At 67.4% G+C, this 17386-nt stretch carries 15 protein-coding genes; 14 read left to right on the forward strand and 1 reads right to left on the reverse strand.

Going from position 1 to position 17386, the window contains the following annotated elements:
- Positions 1-142 precede the first annotated feature (142 nt).
- Positions 143-592 (forward strand): DUF4442 domain-containing protein, encoded by a 450-nt coding sequence (locus tag FHS47_RS01900; RefSeq protein WP_167022214.1) that lies wholly within the window; start codon positions 143-145, stop codon positions 590-592.
- A 19-nt stretch (positions 593-611) separates the two neighbouring features.
- On the opposite strand, the gene trxA is transcribed toward FHS47_RS01900, so the two are convergent.
- A complete protein-coding gene (trxA, locus tag FHS47_RS01905) occupies positions 612-1487 on the reverse strand; it encodes a thioredoxin (protein ID WP_167022216.1) in 876 nt (291 codons plus the stop codon).
- A gap of 169 nt (positions 1488-1656) precedes the next feature.
- Between trxA and FHS47_RS01910 the strand changes: the two genes are divergently transcribed.
- The 13 genes from FHS47_RS01910 (at position 1657) to FHS47_RS01970 (ending at position 17345) form a co-directional block, all read left to right on the forward strand.
- Positions 1657-2268, forward strand: a complete 612-nt coding sequence (locus FHS47_RS01910) for a paraquat-inducible protein A (protein WP_167022218.1) — start codon at positions 1657-1659, stop codon at positions 2266-2268.
- Complete coding sequence (locus tag FHS47_RS01915) at positions 2265-2885, forward strand: paraquat-inducible protein A (protein ID WP_167022220.1); 621 nt, start codon at positions 2265-2267, stop codon at positions 2883-2885. Before FHS47_RS01910 ends, FHS47_RS01915 begins: the two co-directional genes overlap by 4 nt.
- Positions 2882-4558 (forward strand): MlaD family protein, encoded by a 1677-nt coding sequence (locus tag FHS47_RS01920; protein ID WP_167022222.1) that lies wholly within the window; start codon positions 2882-2884, stop codon positions 4556-4558. Before FHS47_RS01915 ends, FHS47_RS01920 begins: the two co-directional genes overlap by 4 nt.
- Positions 4555-5154: a PqiC family protein gene (locus FHS47_RS01925; protein WP_167022224.1), complete on the forward strand. Its 600-nt coding sequence runs from the start codon at positions 4555-4557 to the stop codon at positions 5152-5154. The genes FHS47_RS01920 and FHS47_RS01925 overlap by 4 nt, the downstream gene beginning before the upstream one ends.
- Positions 5155-5374: 220 nt before the next feature.
- A complete protein-coding gene (leuS, locus tag FHS47_RS01930) occupies positions 5375-8116 on the forward strand; it encodes a leucine--tRNA ligase (protein ID WP_167022226.1) in 2742 nt (913 codons plus the stop codon).
- A gap of 2 nt (positions 8117-8118) precedes the next feature.
- Positions 8119-8670, forward strand: coding sequence for an LPS assembly lipoprotein LptE (gene lptE, locus FHS47_RS01935; RefSeq protein WP_167022228.1), 552 nt, complete (start codon positions 8119-8121; stop codon positions 8668-8670).
- Positions 8671-8698: 28 nt separating this feature from the next.
- Positions 8699-9694, forward strand: coding sequence for a DNA polymerase III subunit delta (gene holA, locus FHS47_RS01940; RefSeq protein ID WP_208381734.1), 996 nt, complete (start codon positions 8699-8701; stop codon positions 9692-9694).
- Between the two features lie 5 nt (positions 9695-9699).
- Positions 9700-10341 carry a nicotinate-nucleotide adenylyltransferase gene (nadD, locus tag FHS47_RS01945; protein WP_167027528.1) on the forward strand — a complete coding sequence of 214 codons (642 nt, stop codon included), beginning with the start codon at positions 9700-9702 and terminating at the stop codon, positions 10339-10341.
- Positions 10342-10464: 123 nt separating this feature from the next.
- Positions 10465-10851 (forward strand): ribosome silencing factor, encoded by a 387-nt coding sequence (gene rsfS / locus FHS47_RS01950; protein ID WP_167022232.1) that lies wholly within the window; start codon positions 10465-10467, stop codon positions 10849-10851.
- 7 nt (positions 10852-10858) lie between these two features.
- A complete protein-coding gene (gene rlmH, locus FHS47_RS01955; RefSeq protein WP_167022233.1) occupies positions 10859-11329 on the forward strand; it encodes a 23S rRNA (pseudouridine(1915)-N(3))-methyltransferase RlmH in 471 nt (156 codons plus the stop codon).
- Positions 11330-11350: 21 nt separating this feature from the next.
- Complete coding sequence (locus FHS47_RS01960) at positions 11351-11908, forward strand: Maf family protein (RefSeq protein ID WP_167022234.1); 558 nt, start codon at positions 11351-11353, stop codon at positions 11906-11908.
- Between the two features lie 55 nt (positions 11909-11963).
- Positions 11964-13451 carry a ribonuclease G gene (gene rng, locus FHS47_RS01965; RefSeq protein ID WP_167027531.1) on the forward strand — a complete coding sequence of 496 codons (1488 nt, stop codon included), beginning with the start codon at positions 11964-11966 and terminating at the stop codon, positions 13449-13451.
- A 12-nt stretch (positions 13452-13463) separates the two neighbouring features.
- Positions 13464-17345: a YhdP family protein gene (locus FHS47_RS01970; RefSeq protein WP_167022235.1), complete on the forward strand. Its 3882-nt coding sequence runs from the start codon at positions 13464-13466 to the stop codon at positions 17343-17345.
- The last annotated feature ends 41 nt before the right edge of the window (positions 17346-17386 follow it).

Genomic DNA, 17386 nt, shown 5'->3' on the forward strand with positions numbered 1-17386 from the left:
GCTTGGTTCCCTGACGATGGTCGACCCTGGATAGTCGGTGCCGGTTGGCGGCGGGAACCTGTGCCATAGGTCATGCACCGATAAGTTGCGTTTGAAACGGGGTACTTCCACCCCTGTCCGGCGCGTCGCTAGCATGGCGGCCATGAAAGCTCGCACGATGCGCCGCATCCTCAACGCCTGGCCGCCCTTCCTGTTCACCGGGATTCGCGTGGTCGCGCTCGACGACTATCGCTATGCGAAGGTCCGGCTGAAGCTCACCTGGTACAACCGGAACTACGTACGCACGCACTTCGGTGGCAGCCTTTTCGCCATGACCGATCCGTTCTGGATGATCATGACGCTGAAGAGCCTGGGCAACGAATACATCGTGTGGGACCAGGCCGGCGAGATCCGCTTCGTGGCGCCGGGCAGGGAAGACGTATACGCGGAATTCCGCATCGAGGAATCCGTGCTCGACGAATTGCGCTCGGCTACCGCCAACGGCGAGAAGTGCCTGCGCTGGTTCGACACCGACATTCGCACCGCTTCCGGCGAACTCGTTGCGACGGTTCGCAAGCAGCTTTACGTGCGCCGCAAGAAGCCGAAGGCATAACTCGCTTCGGCCGGAGTTGTCAGAACAGCAGCGATGCCATCTTGCGGCGGTACGTGCCGACGAGCTGCGCGTCGTCGATCGTGGCGAAGGCGGCGAGCAGGCGCTTCTTCGCTTGCCCGTCCTGCCAGTCGCGCTGGCGCTTCAGGATGTCGATGAACTGATCCAGGCCGGCGGCGGCCTCGCCCTCGATGAGCAGGCGCACGCCGAGCAGATCCCGCGCCTCCCAGTCGGCGTCGTCGGCCTGCACGCGCGAGCGCAACTCTTCCAGCGACGGCGCACCGGCGAGGGCACGCGCCAGCTCGAGCTGGCTGCGCAGCCGGACGGCCCGGGCATCCGTGGCGAGGTTGGCGGGCAGGGCGTCGAGTTCTGCCTGGGCGGGTTCGACCTGACCGGCGCGCATGAGTGCAAGGGCGAGGTCCAACTTCAGTTCGGCGCGATCGGGTTCGGCGGCGATCGCCTGCTGGAGACGGTTGATGGCTTCCTCCGGCGTTTCCGCCGGCTTGTCCCCGGCGCTGGCCGCGGGCTCTCCGCCCTCCGCGGGCTGGATGCCGTGGCGGGTGAGGAACTCGCGGATCTGTCCCTCGGGAAGCGCCCCCGCGAAACCGTCGACGACCTGGCCGCCGCTGATGAGGACGACCGTGGGAATGCTGCGCACGCCGAACATGGCCGCCAGCTGCTGTTCCGCATCGACGTCGATCTTCGCCAGGCGGAACGCGCCCTTGTACTCGCCGGCAAGCTTTTCCAGGATGGGGCCGAGCGACTTGCAGGGGCCGCACCATTCGGCCCAGAGGTCGACCAGGATCGGGGTCTGGAGGGAGGCCTCGATGACGTCCTTCTCGAACGCCTCCGTGGTCGCGTCGAAGACGTGTTCGCTACGGGTCTGGGCGCCGGTCACTGCATGCTCCTGGGGCAAAGTTCTATGCCCCGAAGGTCGGGGAAGGCGGGCAGGATATCAAGCCCCGGCCGCCTGGCTGGCGGGCATGCGCCCCGTCCGTCATGCGCCGTTTACGCCGATTTGCGATCATAGGGAACGGCCCATTGCGGCCTTCGACCGCTTGGACGGCATGCAAAGAGCCCGGAACCTCATCGTCTGCGAACACTGCGACTCCGTCTATCGGAGGCGCAGCCTCGCCCGCGGCGAGGTGGCCGATTGCGTGGTCTGCGGCGCCGTGCTCGAGCGACACCAGTGGCTCGGGGTGGACGCCCAGTTCGCCCTGATCTTCGCCGCCCTCATCGTCTTCGTCATCGCCAACGTGTCGCCCATCGTCACCCTCGGCCTGTCGGGGATGAAGGCGGCCACCACGCTGTGGGGTGCCGTGATCGCCATGTGGAACGACGGGGCGCAGATCGTCGCCTTCCTCAGCGCCATGACCCTGTTCTTCTTTCCGCTGGGCCAGATCCTCATCTTCGGCTGGGTGCTCTGGTTTGCCCGCAAGGGCATTCGTGCACCGGGCTTCCCGCTTGCCATGTCCGCCCTCGTCAGGGTGAAGCCCTGGAGCATGATCGAGGTGTTCATGCTCGGCACGCTCGTGGCGGTGGTGAAGGCGCACACGTATTTCGACGTGGTGCCCGGCGCGGGCATATGGGCCTTCGGATTCCTGACCTTGCTGATCACGGTGTTCTCCAGCCTCGACCCCAGGGAACTGTGGGACCTGACCGTGGAAACGAAGGCATGAGCACGCCGCCGCGCGCCATCGACCTGGGCATGATGGCCTGTCACGTGTGCCGGCAGGTCACGGCGTACACCGAAGACCGCCATGCGCATTGCCCGCGCTGCGGAAACACCTTGCACGCCCGCAAGCACGCCAGCGTGTCGCGCGCCTGGGCGCTGCTGGTCGCCGCCGCGATCTTCTACATCCCGGCCAACGTGTTTCCCATCATGCGCACGCAGAGCATCTCGTCGAAGGACGACAACACGATCTTGAGCGGCATCATGGAACTCTGGCGGGCCGGCTCACCGGGACTGGCCGTCATCGTCTTCACGGCAAGCATCATCGTGCCCGTGCTGAAGTTCCTCATCATGGGCTTCCTGCTGGTGACGGTGCAGCGGTCGAGCGGCATGGTCGCGCGGCAAAGGGCCCGGCTTTACCGCTTCGTGGAGCTGGTGGGGTACTGGTCGATGCTCGACGTGTTCGTCGTGGCGATCCTTTCCGCGCTGGTCCACTTCAAGATATTGAGCCGCGTCGAGCCGTTGCCCGGCGTGGTCTATTTCGGCATCGTCGTGGTGCTCACGATGCTGTCGGCCATGAGTTTCGATCCCAGGCTGATCTGGGACAACAGGAAATCGCAATGAGCGACACCAACGTAGGAAGCACGCCACCCGACGACGACCTGCCGCAGCCGGTCGTGCGCAAGTCGAAACTGGGGTTCTCCCTGATCTGGGTGGTGCCGATCGTGGCGGCCCTGGTGGGTATCTCGCTCCTGGTCAGCCACTTCATGTCGGCAGGCCCCCAGATCACGGTGTCCTTCCTGACCGCGGAAGGCATCGAGGCGGGCAAGACCCAGGTGAAATACAAGAACGTGGTGATCGGCAAGGTCACCACGATGCGCCTGTCCAGGGACCGCACCCATATCTCGGTGATGATCGACCTGGACAAGGATGCTCGCGCCTTCGCCACGAAGGGCACACGCTATTGGGTGGTGCGGCCGCGCATCGGTGCCAGCGGCGTTTCCGGCATCGACACGCTGCTTTCCGGCGCGTTCATCGGTGCCGACGCCGGCGACTCCGACCAGGAGCAGAACGACTTCACCGGCCTGGAAACCCCGCCGGCCGTTACCCACGGCGCTCCGGGCAGGCGCTTCGTGCTCCATGCCGGCGACCTCGGCTCGCTGGATATCGGTTCGCCGGTGTACTACCGCCGCATCCAGGTCGGCCGCATCGTGTCCTATGAATTGGACAAGGACGGGAAGGGCGTTTCCCTGCAACTCTTCATCGACGGTCCGAACGACCGCTTCGTATCGAAGGACTCTCGCTTCTGGAACGCCAGTGGCGTGGACGTGTCGCTCGGTGCCGACGGCCTGAAGATGAACACCCAATCGCTCGCCACGGTCATCGCCGGCGGCGTGGCGTTCCAGGATCCGCCGGGGCCGCACGAGACCGAGGTGGCGCCGGAGATGTCCGAATACACCTTGTTCAACGATCAGGCGACCGCGCTCGCGCCACCCGACGGCAAGCCGCGCTACATCCGCATGCGCTTCGAGCATTCGCTGCGCGGGCTGGCCGTGGACGCGCCCGTCGAATTCCTGGGTGTGAAGGTGGGCCGGGTCGTATCGGTCAACCTCGACTACGACCCCGAGACGCACTCCTTCCCCGTCGTGGTGGGCGCGCTGGTCTATCCGCAGCGCCTCGGGCAGGCGCAGGAGAAACTGGCCAAGGCGGTCGGCGGCGACGACGACACGCTGTTCCCGCGCATCATGGCCGGGCTCGTCGCGCACGGTCTTCGCGCGCAGGCCCGCAGCGGCAACCTGCTCACCGGGCAGCTCTATATCGCGCTCGACTTCGATCCTAAGGCGAAAAAGGTGTCGTTCGACCCGAATGCGAAGCCGGTGGAGATCCCCACGACGCCGGGCGACTTCGACCATCTGCAGGAGCAGATTTCCAGCATCGTGGACAAGGTGGAGAAGATCCCCTTCGATTCGATCGGCCGCAACCTGGACGGCAGCCTGAAGGAGCTGCACGGCACGCTGAAACAGGTGAACGGCGATCTCCTGCCCGAGGCGAAGAAGACCCTGCAAGGCGTGAACCGCACGGTGGGTACGGCCAACGACGCGCTCTCCGAGAACTCGCCCTTGCAGCAGAACATCGCCAACACGCTGGAAGAACTGCAGCGCACGGTCCGCTCCGTGCGCGCGTTCACCGACTACCTCGGCCGGCATCCGGAAGCGCTGCTACGCGGCCGGGGCGCGGACGCGCCGCCGAAGATCGCCACTCCGTCCACCAAGCAGGGCAAGGAAGAACAGCCATGATCCATTCCCTCCGCCTCGCCGGTGTCGTACTCCTCGTGGCCGGTCTGGGTGCCTGTGCCTCGGCGCCCACGCACTTCCACACGCTGGTGCCGCCCTCGACACCCCTGCCGGCGGCGACCGCGCCTTTCGCCATCGACGTGCTGCCCGTGGCCGTGCCGCCGCAGGTCGATCAGCCGGCCCTGGTGTTGCGCCAGGGCGCCACCGGCATCGCCGTGCTGGACGGAGAGCGCTGGGCCTCCCCGTTGGGCGACGAAATCCGTGGCGCGCTCTCGGCCGACCTTGCCGCCCGCCTGGGTACCCACGACGTGCATGGCCTGCCGCGCGGCAAGGAAGCGAAGGTCGTGCGCGTGCAACTCGACGTGCGCCGCTTCGATTCGGAAGTGGGTGGGAACGCCACGCTGGAAGCCTCCTGGTCCGTGCGTGGCGCGGACGGCGTGTCGGCGAATTGCGCCTCGCGCGTCACGGAGCCGGCGGGATCGAGCTACGACAGCCTCGTGGAGGCCCACCAGCGCGCGCTGGGCAAGGTAGCCGACCAGGTGGCGGCGGCAGTGCGGCCGGTGGCCGCCGGCCAGCCCGCGACCTGCGCCGCGATCTAGGTGTGCTCTCTGTGGGAGCCGGCTTCGCCGGCGATCCCGCGGCAGCGGGCAGGCTCGGCGCAAGCACTCATCGCCGCTGAAGCGGCTCCCACATAACGCTTGTATGGCCCCACTGCAGCCCTCAAGGCTTGGCCTTCCCGCCCCCGTGGGATAGTCTCCCGCGACTGACCGCCGCGTTTTCCGCGCGGCCACCCGAGCATCCCCACCGGTACCGAACACCATGCAGGACACCCACGATCAGGGCACGCGCGAGCAGGGCGGTTACGCCCCGGACGTCGTCGAGGCCGCCGCCCAGCGCTTCTGGAATGAAACGCGCGCCTTCGAAGTGAGCGAAGACGCAGGCAAGCCGAAGTACTACTGCCTCTCGATGCTTCCGTATCCCTCGGGTGCCCTGCACATGGGCCATGTGCGGAACTACACCATCGGCGACGTGATCAGCCGCTTCCAGCGCCAGCAGGGCCGCAACGTCCTGCAGCCCATGGGTTGGGACGCCTTCGGCCTGCCTGCCGAGAACGCCGCGATCAAGAACCGCACGGCGCCCGCCAAGTGGACGTACAAGAACATCGAACACATGCGCGAGCAGTTGAAGCGCATGGGCTTCGCGTACGACTGGACCCGCGAGGTCACCACCTGCAAGCCCGAGTACTACCGCTGGGAACAGCTGATGTTCACGCGGTTGATGAAGAAGGGCCTGGTGTACCGCAAGAACAGCGTCGTGAACTGGGACCCGGTCGACCAGACCGTGCTGGCGAACGAACAGGTGATCGACGGGCGCGGCTGGCGCTCGGGCGCGCTGGTGGAAAAGCGCGAGATCCCGCAGTGGTTCCTCAAGATCACCGCGTACGCGCAGGAACTGCTCGACGGCCTGGACACGCTGTCCGGCTGGCCGGATGCGGTGAAGACCATGCAGCGCAACTGGCTTGGCCGTTCCGAGGGCCTGGAGATTTCCTTCGACGTGGACGGTTGGAGCGAACCGCTCACCGTATTCACGACGCGTCCCGACACCTTGATGGGTGCGTCCTATCTGGCCGTGGCCGCCGAGCATCCGATCGCCGCGCGTGCCGCCGAAGGCAACCAGGGCCTTGCCGAGTTCATCGAAAGCTGCAAGGCCGGCGGCGTGTCCGAAGCCGAACTGGAGACGCAGGAAAAGCGTGGCTATTACACGGGCGTGGACGCCACCCACCCGATCACGGGCCAGAAGCTGCCCATCTGGGTCGCGAACTTCGTGCTCATGGGCTACGGCACGGGCGCCGTGATGGCCGTGCCGGCCCACGACCAGCGTGACTGGGAATTCGCGCAGAAGTATTCGCTGCCGATCAGGATGGTGGTCGTCGACCGCGGCGTCGTCGACGCCGTGGCCGAACTGAAGCGCGACCTGGCCGCGCAGGGTACCGATACCGTCCAGAACGCCCTCGATGGTGGCGCTTCCGACGCGTACCAGTCGTCCGCCGCGGTGGAAACCGTGAAGGCGTTCGAGAACCGCATCCAGACGATCGAGGCCTATACGGAGTACGGCACGCTCATCCATTCGGGCGAGTTCGACGGGCTGGAATTCAAGGAAGCGTTCGAGGCCATCGCGGCGAAACTGGCAGCGCTCGGCCGCGGCGAACGCAGGGTGAACTGGCGCATTCGCGACTGGGGCGTGAGCCGTCAGCGCTATTGGGGCTGCCCGATTCCGGCGATCTACTGCCCCACGTGCGACGTGGTGCCGGTGCCGGAAGACCAACTGCCCGTGGTGTTGCCCGAGGACGTCGAGTTCTCCGGCGTGCAGTCGCCGATCAAGGCGGACCCGGAATGGCGCAAGACCACCTGCCCGAACTGCGGTGGCCCGGCGGAACGCGAAACCGACACCTTCGACACCTTCATGGAGTCCAGTTGGTACTACGCGCGCTACACGAGCCCGGGTGCGAACGCGATGGTGGACGAGCGCGCGAACTACTGGGCGCCGGTCGACCAGTACATCGGCGGCATCGAGCACGCGATCCTGCACCTGCTGTATTTCCGCTTCTACCACAAGCTCATGCGTGACGAGGGCATGGTGCACGGCGACGAGCCGGCCACGAACCTGTTGTGCCAGGGCATGGTGATCGCCGAAACCTACTTCCGGAAGGAAGCCGACGGGTCTGCCACCTGGTTCAACCCCGCCGACGTGGACGTGCAGCGCGACGAGCGCGCGCGCATCGTGGGCGCCGTGCTGCGCGCGGACGGCAAGCCCGTGGAAATCGGCGGCGTGGAAAAGATGTCCAAGTCGAAGAACAACGGCGTGGACCCCCAGTCGATGGTCGAGAAGTACGGCGCCGATACCGTGCGCCTGTTCTCGATGTTCGCCGCCCCGCCGGACCAGTCCCTGGAATGGAACGAAGCGGGCGTGGAAGGCATGGCGCGCTTCCTTCGCCGGTTGTGGCGCGATGTGTCCGCACATGCCGAATCCGTCGCCGCGGCCGGTGTCCCCGGTGACGAACGCGCCCGTAAGGCGCTGCGCCGCCAGTTGCACGAGACGATACAGAAGGTCGGCGACGACATTGGCCGCCGCCAGTCCTTCAACACGGCGATCGCGGCCCTCATGGAGCTGCTGAACGCGCTGGGCAAGTTCGACGACGCCAGCGCCGAGGGCGCTGCGCTGCGCCAGGAAGCGTTCACCGCCATGGTGCAGCTCATCAACCCCTTCACTCCGCACGTGGCGCACGCGCTGTGGCAGGTGCTGGGCCATGGGGAAACCCTGGTCGAGGACGCCGGCTGGCCCCAGGTGGACCCGGCGGCCCTGGTTCGCGACTCCCTGACCTACGCGGTGCAGGTGAACGGCAAGCTTCGCGCTACCATCGAGGTGCCGGCATCGGCCTCGAAGGACGAGGCGGAAGCCATGGCGCGGGCCGAGCCGAACGTGGCCCGTCTGCTCGAAGGCCAGACCGTGCGCAAGGTGATCGTCGTGCCCGGCAAGATCGTCAACATCGTCGCAGGATAACCATGAGCCCGAACCTCCTCCGTTCGTTCAGCATCGCCGCGCTCCTGTCGGCTGCGGCCCTGCTCGCCGGCTGCGGCTTCCACCTCCGGCAGACCGCCTCGTTGCCGCCGGGCATGAAGAAGATTCACCTCACGGTGTCCGGTGGCGGCAAGCTCGACCGCGATCTACGGCGCGCGCTGGAGAACTCCGACGCTACCGTCGTCGACGAACCGGCACCGGATGCGGCGGAGCTGACGATCACCTCGAATAACTTCCGTACCGATTCGCTCACCGTGAGCGGCACGGCACGCGTCACCGAATACGCGGTGCGCTACCACGTCGACTTCAACGTCAAGGCAGCCGACGGTACGGTCATCGTTCCTTCGCAGGGCGTCGATATGTCACGCGAGTTCAGCTACGACGCGACCAATACCATCGGCACCGCCAGCCAGACCGAGGAACTGCAGCGCAGCCTCATCGGCGACATGGTCCAGGCGATCCTGTTCCGCCTGCAGGCGGTCGCGGACCACCCCGCCGTGGCGGCACCCCCGCAGGCGCCGGCGCCTTCCCGCTGAGCAGGCCACGCTCGTGCCCTTGAATGCCATGCAGTGGCAGAAGCACCTCGCGGGCGACCGCATGGCGCCGGTGTACCTGCTGGCGGGCGAGGAGTTGCTGGTGCTCGAGGCCGCGGACGCCGTCCGTGCGATGGCGCGGCGGCTGGGCTACAGCGAGCGCGACGTGCTCGAAGCGGACAGCCGGTTCGACTGGGACGACCTCGCGCGCGCCTCGGCGGGCCTGTCGCTGTTCGCCACGCAGCGCCTGCTCGACCTGCGCCTGGCCGGCGGCCGCGCAGGAAAGGACGGCGGCGCGGCGATCACGGCCTTCGCGAGCGACCCGCCACCGGACACCACGCTGCTGATCACCGCCACCGAGTGGAGCAGCAAGCATGAGGCTGCCTGGACGAAGACCGTCGACCAGCATGGCGTGCAAGTGGTGTTCAATGCGCCGCGGCCGCACGAATGGACACAGTGGATCGGAGCGCGCCTCGCGTCGCGCGGGCTGAAGGCCACACCCGATGCGGTCGCCATGCTCGCCGAGCGGGTGGAGGGCAACCTGCTCGCCGCGGCTCAGGAGGTCGACAAGCTCGTCGTGCTCGCCGGCGACCGCCCGCTCGATGCCGCCACACTGGAAAGCCTGGTCGCCGACAGCGCCCGCTTCGATGCCTTCAAGCTCACCGATGCCGCGTTCGCGGGGGAGGGCGGCCGCGCGCTCCGCATTCTTGCCGGCCTTCGTGCGGAGGGCGATGAGCTCATCGCGCTCATGGGCTGGCTGGTGAACCAGTTGCAGCTCGCCATGCGCCTCGCGAACGCGCGGGATTTCGGCGCCCAGGCCAAGGCCGAACGGTTGTGGCCGGCCCGGGAGCAGCTTTTCCGCAAAGCCCTGCGCCGCGCCCCGCGCGAACACTGGATGGCCTGCCTGGCCCGCGCCGCGCGTATCGACCGCATGGCCAAGGGGCGCGAGCAGGGCGATCCGTGGCTGGAGGCGGAGCGCCTCGTCGCGGCGATCGCCGAGCCCCGGGCCGCGGCCGCCTTCGCATGACCGCCATGCGACCGCTCGCGATCCTCGGCGGCACCTTCGATCCCGTTCATCACGGGCACCTGCGCGCCGCCTGGGAGGCGGCCGAGGCCTTGGACGCCGAGGTGCGCCTCGTGCCGGCGCGAACGCCGCCGCACCGACCGCCCCCCGTGGCCGATGCGGCCGGGCGCGTGGCCCTGCTGCGCGCGGCACTGGCCGGCCAGGACCGTTTGACCCTCGACACCCGCGAACTGGACCGCGACGGGCCGTCCTATACCGTGGACACGTTGGCGTCGCTGCGCGCCGACATCGGCCCCGACCGGCCCCTGGTGCTGCTGGTTGGGGCCGATGCCTTCGCCGGCCTGGCCTCCTGGCATCTGTGGCAGGACCTCTTCACGTTCGCGCACGTGGGCGTGCTGACCCGGCCCGGCGGCGGCAGCCACGAGCCGACGGGCCCGCTGGCGGACTTCGTTGCTGGGCGCGGCGCGGAGCGGGTGCACGGCCCGGCCGGCGCGGTGGTGCCCATCGCCATCACTCCGCTGGATATCGCTGCCACGGCGATCCGGGAATCCTTCGCGGCGGGCGGCGAGCCACGCTTCCTGCTGCCGACGGCATGTTTCGAGGACGAGGCGCTGCTGGCGCCCTACCGGGCCCTCGGCCAGCCGTCGTAGCTTGCGACGAGCGGGCATACCCTGTTCGTCCACATTACCTGCCGGGGCATTTGACGCGGCCGGAACGCTCGGGCGTTATACTGCGCCCAACCCCGGCATCCCGCCGTACGAGGTTCCCGCATCTTGAGTTCGACCGCATCCCGCAAGGCCAAATCCGCCGCCAGCAACGAGCACCTCCGCCAGCGCGTGGTCGCCGCCCTCGAAGACCTCAAGGCCAAGGACGTTCGAGAAATCGATGTCCGCGGCAAAACCTCCATCGCAGACATCCTGTTCATCGCGTCGGGCACTTCCGCCCGTCACGTGAAGTCCATCGCCGACGAAGTCATCAAGTTCGCCAAGGAAGCGGGCGTGATGCCACTCGGCGTCGAAGGCCAGACCGAAGCCGAATGGGTGCTGGTCGACCTGGGCGACATCATCGTGCACGTGATGATGCCGCGCATCCGCGAGTTCTACGGCCTGGAACGCCTGTGGACCGTGGGCGACGACGGCGTCGAAGCCGCGAACGACTGAGCCCGCCGTGCGGGCTCGCCTCATCGCCGTCGGCGAACGCATGCCGAGCTGGGTGGCCGAGGGCTTCGCCGAGTACCGCAAGCGGCTGTCGCACGAACTTCCCCTCGAACTGGTCGAGATCAAACCCGGCGCGCGTGGCAAGGGCCGCGACGACGCCCGGGCGATCCTGGACGAAGGCGCCGCCATCCTCGCCGCCTTGCCGCGCGATATCCACGTCGTGGCGCTGGACGGGCGCGGAAAGCCCTGGAGCAGCGAAGACCTGGGCCAGCAGCTTCAGCAATGGCGCATGGGCGGACGCGACCTCGCCTTCCTTATCGGCGGCCCGGACGGCCATGCGCCTGACGTACTGGCCCGCGCCGACCAGCGCTGGTCCCTGGGCCCGCTGACGTTGCCGCACATGCTGGTGCGGCTGGTGCTCGCGGAGCAGCTCTACCGCGCCACGACCCTCGTAGCCGGACATCCCTACCATCGCGCCTGACGAAGACCCCAAGGAACCGCCGTGCTGTACCTGGCCTCGCAATCGCCGCGCCGCCGCGACCTTCTCGACCAGTTGGGCGAGCCGCATCGCACGCTCCACGTGGACGTTGAGGAATTGCGCGGGACAGGCGAATCGCCCGACGACTATGTGGCGCGCGTAGCGCTGGACAAGGCGCGCGCCGGGTTCGCGCTGGTGACGGGGGAACCGGACGCCCGGGTGCTGGGCGCCGACACCGAGGTGGTGCTCGGCGACGAGGTGTTCGGCAAGCCGCGTGATGCGGCCGACGCCTCCGCCATGCTGCGCCGGCTCGCGGGGCGCGAGCATCGGGTGATTTCGGCCGTGTGGCTGGTGCAGGCAGGCGGCGAACGCCGCGCGCTGTCCGTTTCCACCGTGCGCTTCGCCCCGCTCTCGGACGCGGACATCGCCGCCTACGTGGGCACGGGCGAATGCATGGGCAAGGCGGGTGCCTATGCCATCCAGGGCCGCGCCGCCGCCTTCATCGAACATCTCTCCGGCAGTTATTCAGGTGTCATGGGCCTGCCGCTCCACGAAACCTCCCGCCTGCTGCGCGGTCAGTGACAGGCCCTCGCAGGGCGGGCTATAAAGCATGACGACCGAAGGAAAAGGCAGCGCGGTGAGTGAGGAAATCCTGATCAATGTCACGCCGCGTGAGACGCGTGTGGCCATCGTCGAAAACGGCATGCTCCAGGAAGTGCACGTGGAGCGCGCCCAGAAGCGCGGCTACGTGGGCAACGTCTACAAGGGGCGTGTGCAGCGTGTCATGCCGGGCATGCAGGCCGTCTTCGTCGAGATCGGTCTGGAGCGGGCCGCGTTCCTGCATGCGTCCGATATCGTGCGTCCGCCGCTGCCGCCCACCGATGCGCCGGCCGAGGGCAAGGGCAACGGGCATGGCCCGGTGCCGCCCATCTCCGAGCTGGTGCACGAGGGCCAGGAAATCGTGGTGCAGGTGGTGAAGGATCCCATCGGCAGCAAGGGAGCCCGCCTGTCCACGCACCTGTCGATCCCTTCGCGCTACCTCGTCCTGCTGCCACATTCGCGCACGTTGGGCGTGTCGGTTCGCATCGAAGACGAAGCCGAGCGGCAACGCCTGAAGGACATCATCCTTCCGCTGATCGGCGAGAACCATCTCGGCTACATCGTGCGCACGAACGCGGAAGGCCAGTCCGAGGAATCCCTGGCCTTCGACGTGACCTACCTCGGCAAGGTATGGCGCGTGGTCCAGGAGAACATCCAGAAGGCGAAGGTGGGCGAACGCGTCTACGAGGAACTGTCGCTCCCGCTGCGTTCATTGCGCGATTCGCTCAACGACGGCATCGAGAAGGTGCGCGTGGATTCGCGCGAAACCTACGAGAAAACCGTGAAGTTCGTGCACAAGTTCATGCCGGTGCTCTCCGACCGCATCGAGCATTACGCCGGAGAGCGGCCGATCTTCGACCTCTACGGCGTGGAAGACGAGATCCAGCGCGCGTTGCGGAAGGAAGTGCCGCTGAAGTCGGGCGGCTACCTCATCGTCGATCAGACCGAGGCGATGACCACCATCGATGTGAACACCGGTGGCTACCTCGGCAGCCGCAACCTCGAGGAAACCGTATACCGCACGAACCTCGAAGCCGCGCAATCGGCGGCGCGCCAGCTTCGCCTGCGCAACCTCGGCGGCATCGTCATCATCGATTTCATCGACATGACCGACGACGAGCACAAACGACAGGTGCTGCGCATGCTGGAGAAAGGCCTGGCAAAAGACCACGCGAAGACCACCGTCTATCCCATGTCGGCGCTCGGCCTCGTTGAAATGACGCGCAAGCGCACCACGGAAAGCCTGGAGCGACAGCTCTGCGAACCGTGCCCCGCGTGCAGCGGCAGGGGTACGCTGAAGACGGCCGAAACCGTCATCTACGAGATATTCCGCGAGATCACCCGCGCGGTGCGTCAGTTCAACGCGCAGAAGCTGTTGGTGATGGCCAGCCCGAAGGTGGTCGGCCGCATCCTGGAGGAAGAATCGGCAGCCGTCGCCGAACTCGAGGAATTCATCGCCAAGAGCATCCGCTTCCAGGCGGAAGAACATTATTCGCAGGAACAGTTCGATGTCGTCCTGCTGTAAGAAGCCCTGCCTGTGAGTGCGATCTGGCGCCATCGCGCACGACGCCTGCGGTTCGTCTTGCTGGGGTTGGTCGGAAGCGTACTGATCGCGCTGGCGATCCTGATGGCGCTCGGCCAATTGTTGCTTCCCCTGGCGGCGCGTTATCCGGAGCGCGTGGCGGCCATGCTCAGCGAGCAGTTGCACCGGCCCGTGCGCTTCGCGTCCCTGGAAGGTTTCTGGCGGCCGTCGGGCCCGCTCTTCGTGATGCGCGACGTGACCGTCGCGCCGGAAGGCGGTGGCGAACCGCTCCGTTTGCCCCAGGCCGCGGTGAAACTCGATTTCGGCGCCTTCGTGCTTCCGTCGCGACACCTGATCAACCTGCGCCTCCAGGACCTGCGCCTCGGCCTGCGCCGCGCCGCCGACGGACGCTGGAGCATCGACGGCCTCGGCGCCGGCGGCGGCACGCAGAAGGTGTCGCTGGGGAATCTCTCGGCCGACCTGTGGCTGTCCAACCTGCGCCTCGACATCGCCGACGAAACCACGAACCGCAACTACGGACTCGTCGCCGACCGCCTGCAGATCAGCCTGCGCGGCCAAGCCATCCGCTTCGGCGGCACGTTGCGGCGCGAACACACGGCAGGCTTGCTCACCGCATCCGGCACGTTCGCCGAGGACGGTTCCAGCGGGCGCATCTACGTGAAGGGTGCCGACGTCGATTTCGCCGGCCTGACCAGCGACTTCGCCGTCAACGGCTACGCCCTCGCAGGTGGCAAGGGCAGCTTCGAGACCTGGCTGGACTGGCGCGATGCGCGCGTCGTGCGCGCCACCTGGCGTGTCGATCTCGACAACCTCGCCGTGCGCGGTCCGGCGCGTACGGTGCGTACCGCCGGCCTGCACGGCATCGTCGACCTGCACCGCACCGAAGGCGGCCAGCGGATCGACTGGGCGGGAAGCGACGGCAGCGACCTCGCGCTGGTGCTCCGGGAGAACGCCGGCCGTACCGACGGCATCCTTGTTGGAAGAAAGCTCGAGCTTGCGCCCTTGCTTCCCTGGGCCGGCATATTTCCCCAGGTGACGCCGGCGCTGGCGCGCTGGTTTGGCGAGGGGCGTCCGCGTGGCCGTTTCGATCAGGCACGGGTGGAGTGGAACTCCGAATCCGGCATGTCATTCGCGCACGCGTCGTTCTCCGGTCTCGGCATCGATGCCAGTGGCAGCCTGCCCGGCGTGTCCGCGTTGAGCGGCGAACTGTTCGGCGACGGCGAAGCACTTGCGCTCAGCCTTCCGGCGCAGGCGACCACGATCGACGCGACCGGCATATTCCGCAAGCCCTTCCAGATGTCCTCGCTGGGCGGCGAGATCGCCGCGTATCGCGACGACGACGGCTGGCACGTGGGCGTGGATCCTCTGGATTTCCGCGGTGAGGGCTATGGCGGCCAGGCCCGCGGGGAGCTGCTGCTGCCCAGCGCGGACACCGGCCCCTTCATGGACATGTACGTGGCGCTGGGCGAAGGCGAGGTTCCCGCGGCGAAGCTGTTCTGGCCGATTCACTCGATGTCCGAAGGCGCGCAGAACTGGCTCAACAACGGCCTCGTAGCCGGTCGCATCGCCGGTGGCGCCGCGGTGCTGCGTGGCAACCTGCGCGAGTTTCCCTTCAAGAATCAGGAAGGCCGCTTCGAGGCCCGCGCCGTCATCGAAGACACGGTGCTCAACTACGGCACGGGCTGGCCCCGCGCCGAAGGTATCTCGGCGGTAGCGAACTTCATCGGCAACGGTATGTACGTGGAAGCGTCCGCCGGCCATTCCCTCGGCAACGCGGTGAGTGCCGCTTCTGCCGCCATTCCCGATTTCGGCGACGGCATTCTCGACCTGAAGGTGAGCGGCGCCGGTACGGGCAGCAGCTATCTCGACTTCATCAAGAACAGCCCCGTCGCCAGCCGCAGCCGCGAGACCCTCGACAAGATGAAGCTCGGCGGTACCGGCGAGTTCGGCTTCAACCTGCTCATGCCGCTGAAGAGCGCCAAGGACTTCACCCTGCAGGGCAAGGCCACCATCAAGGACGCCGACCTCGTTGCGGACGAGTGGAAACTTCGCCTGGACAAGATCACCGGCCCCATGACGTTCGACGGCACCGGTTTCAGCGCGAAAGGGCTGCGAACCTCGTTCCACGGCCAGCCGGCGCAGCTCGACCTGGCGATCGCCGGCGCCACCGGCGACCCGGCGAAGATCCTTGACGCCTCGCTCGGCGGTGCGTTCACCGTGGGCGAGATGGTCGGCGATTTCGAAAACCTGAAATGGTTGTCCGATGTGGCGAAGGGGCGCGGCAATTTCCGCATCGGTTTCGACCTGCGCAAGACGGGCGAGGGCGATGCCACGGCGCAGACGCTTCGGGTGGAATCCGACCTCACCGGCGTCGAACTGACCATGCCTACCCCGGTGAAAAAGCCCGCGAACGTGGCGACGCCGCTTTCCGTGAGCGTCGGTTTGCCCGTGGACGGCGCGAGGCTCGACCTCGCCCTGGGCGACGTGGTGCGAGGCAGGTTGCGCCTGCCGACGAACACCACGCCGATCGCAGCCGCTTTCAACCTGGGCACTGCCGTGCCGACGACGCTGCCTGCGCAGGGTTACTTGATCGGCGGCCACGCGGCGAAGCTGGATGCGTCGGGTTGGGTGCAGTACGTGGTCGGTCTTTCTACCGGGGAGGCCGGACCCGGTCTCTCGGCGCTGGACGTGACGGCCGACGACACCGAGGTGTTCGGCCAGCACTTCGCCAACATGCATATCGTCGCGAAGCCCGGCCCGCGCGAACTGTCGCTGCGCATGGACAGCGAGGCCATGGCCGGCCAGATGACGGTACCGAACGACGAACTCCGCCGGCGCGGCATCACCGCACGCATGGACCGGTTGTGGTGGCCCGCGGCGGACGATGCCTCCGCTGCCGCGAAGAAGGGCAAGGCAGCGGCCGGTGCGGCGGCCACTACCGCGGCGACAGTCGCGAAGGCCGAAGAGGCGAAAGAGGCCGCGGCCGCCGCGAAGAAGCCGATCGATACGAACGAAGCCGGCGTGGCGCCTTCCAGCCTGCCTCCGATGCATCTGCAGGTGACCGACATGCGCCTGGGCAAGGCGCGCCTGGGCGAGGCCCGTCTCGAAACCTGGCCCACCGACGAGGGCATGCACATCGACCAATTGCGCGCGCAGTCGAAGAACGTGCAGATCACAGGGTCCGGCGACTGGAACGGCGACGAGAAGCACAGCCGCACCCACCTGGCGATGGATTTCGCGTCGGAGGACGTGGCCCGCATGTTCGACGCCCTGGGCTTCGCGGGCATCCTGCAGGGCGGCCGTACCTCCGCACGGCTCGACGCCACGTGGCCCGGCGGCCCGTCGGCATTGGCGCTCGCCAACATGGACGGCACGCTCTCCGTGGATCTGGCCAATGGCCGCATCCTCGAGGTGCAGCCCGGCGTTGGCCGCCTGTTCGGCCTGGTGTCCGTTACCGAACTGCCACGCCGCCTGGCCTTGGATTTCGGCGACGTGCTGGGCAAGGGCTTCGGCTTCGATTCGATCACGGGCGATTTCCGCTTCGCCGATGGCAACGCCACCACGCAGAACCTCAAGATTCGCGCGCCCGCGGCAGAGATCACCATCACGGGAAGGGCGGGCCTGAAGGCGCGCGATTACGACCAGGAAGTGTTGATCGTGCCGCACGTGGGGAACAGCCTTCCCGTGGTAGGGGCCCTTGCGGGAGGGCCGGTCGGCGCCGCCGCGGGCCTGGCGGTGCAGGGCATTCTCGGCAAGGGCCTGAACCAGGCCGCCCGCAAGCGGTACCACGTGACGGGCAGCTGGGACAAACCGGTATTCACCCCGATCGACAAGGGGCAGCCGTCGACCGGTTCGGCCGTGCCCCCCGCCAAGTGAAAGGGGCGTTCCCCTATGAAGGGTTTAAGCTAGCGTGTCCC

Origin of the sequence: Luteibacter sp. SG786 (genome assembly GCF_011759605.1) — a bacterium.
In the GTDB taxonomy this organism is placed as follows: domain Bacteria; phylum Pseudomonadota; class Gammaproteobacteria; order Xanthomonadales; family Rhodanobacteraceae; genus Luteibacter.

Excerpts from the sequence above, each read along its gene's own strand:
- FHS47_RS01900 (WP_167022214.1), top strand. The coding sequence starts at position 143 with ATGAAAGCTCGCACGATGCGCCGCATCCTCAACGCCTGGCCGCCCTTC.
- FHS47_RS01925 (WP_167022224.1), top strand. The coding sequence starts at position 4,555 with ATGATCCATTCCCTCCGCCTCGCCGGTGTCGTACTCCTCGTGGCCGGT.
- FHS47_RS01910 (WP_167022218.1), top strand. The coding sequence starts at position 1,657 with ATGCAAAGAGCCCGGAACCTCATCGTCTGCGAACACTGCGACTCCGTC.
- holA (WP_208381734.1), top strand. The coding sequence starts at position 8,699 with ATGCAGTGGCAGAAGCACCTCGCGGGCGACCGCATGGCGCCGGTGTAC.
- nadD (WP_167027528.1), top strand. The coding sequence starts at position 9,700 with ATGCGACCGCTCGCGATCCTCGGCGGCACCTTCGATCCCGTTCATCAC.
- lptE (WP_167022228.1), top strand. The coding sequence starts at position 8,119 with ATGAGCCCGAACCTCCTCCGTTCGTTCAGCATCGCCGCGCTCCTGTCG.
- leuS (WP_167022226.1), top strand. The coding sequence starts at position 5,375 with ATGCAGGACACCCACGATCAGGGCACGCGCGAGCAGGGCGGTTACGCC.
- FHS47_RS01915 (WP_167022220.1), top strand. The coding sequence starts at position 2,265 with ATGAGCACGCCGCCGCGCGCCATCGACCTGGGCATGATGGCCTGTCAC.
- FHS47_RS01920 (WP_167022222.1), top strand. The coding sequence starts at position 2,882 with ATGAGCGACACCAACGTAGGAAGCACGCCACCCGACGACGACCTGCCG.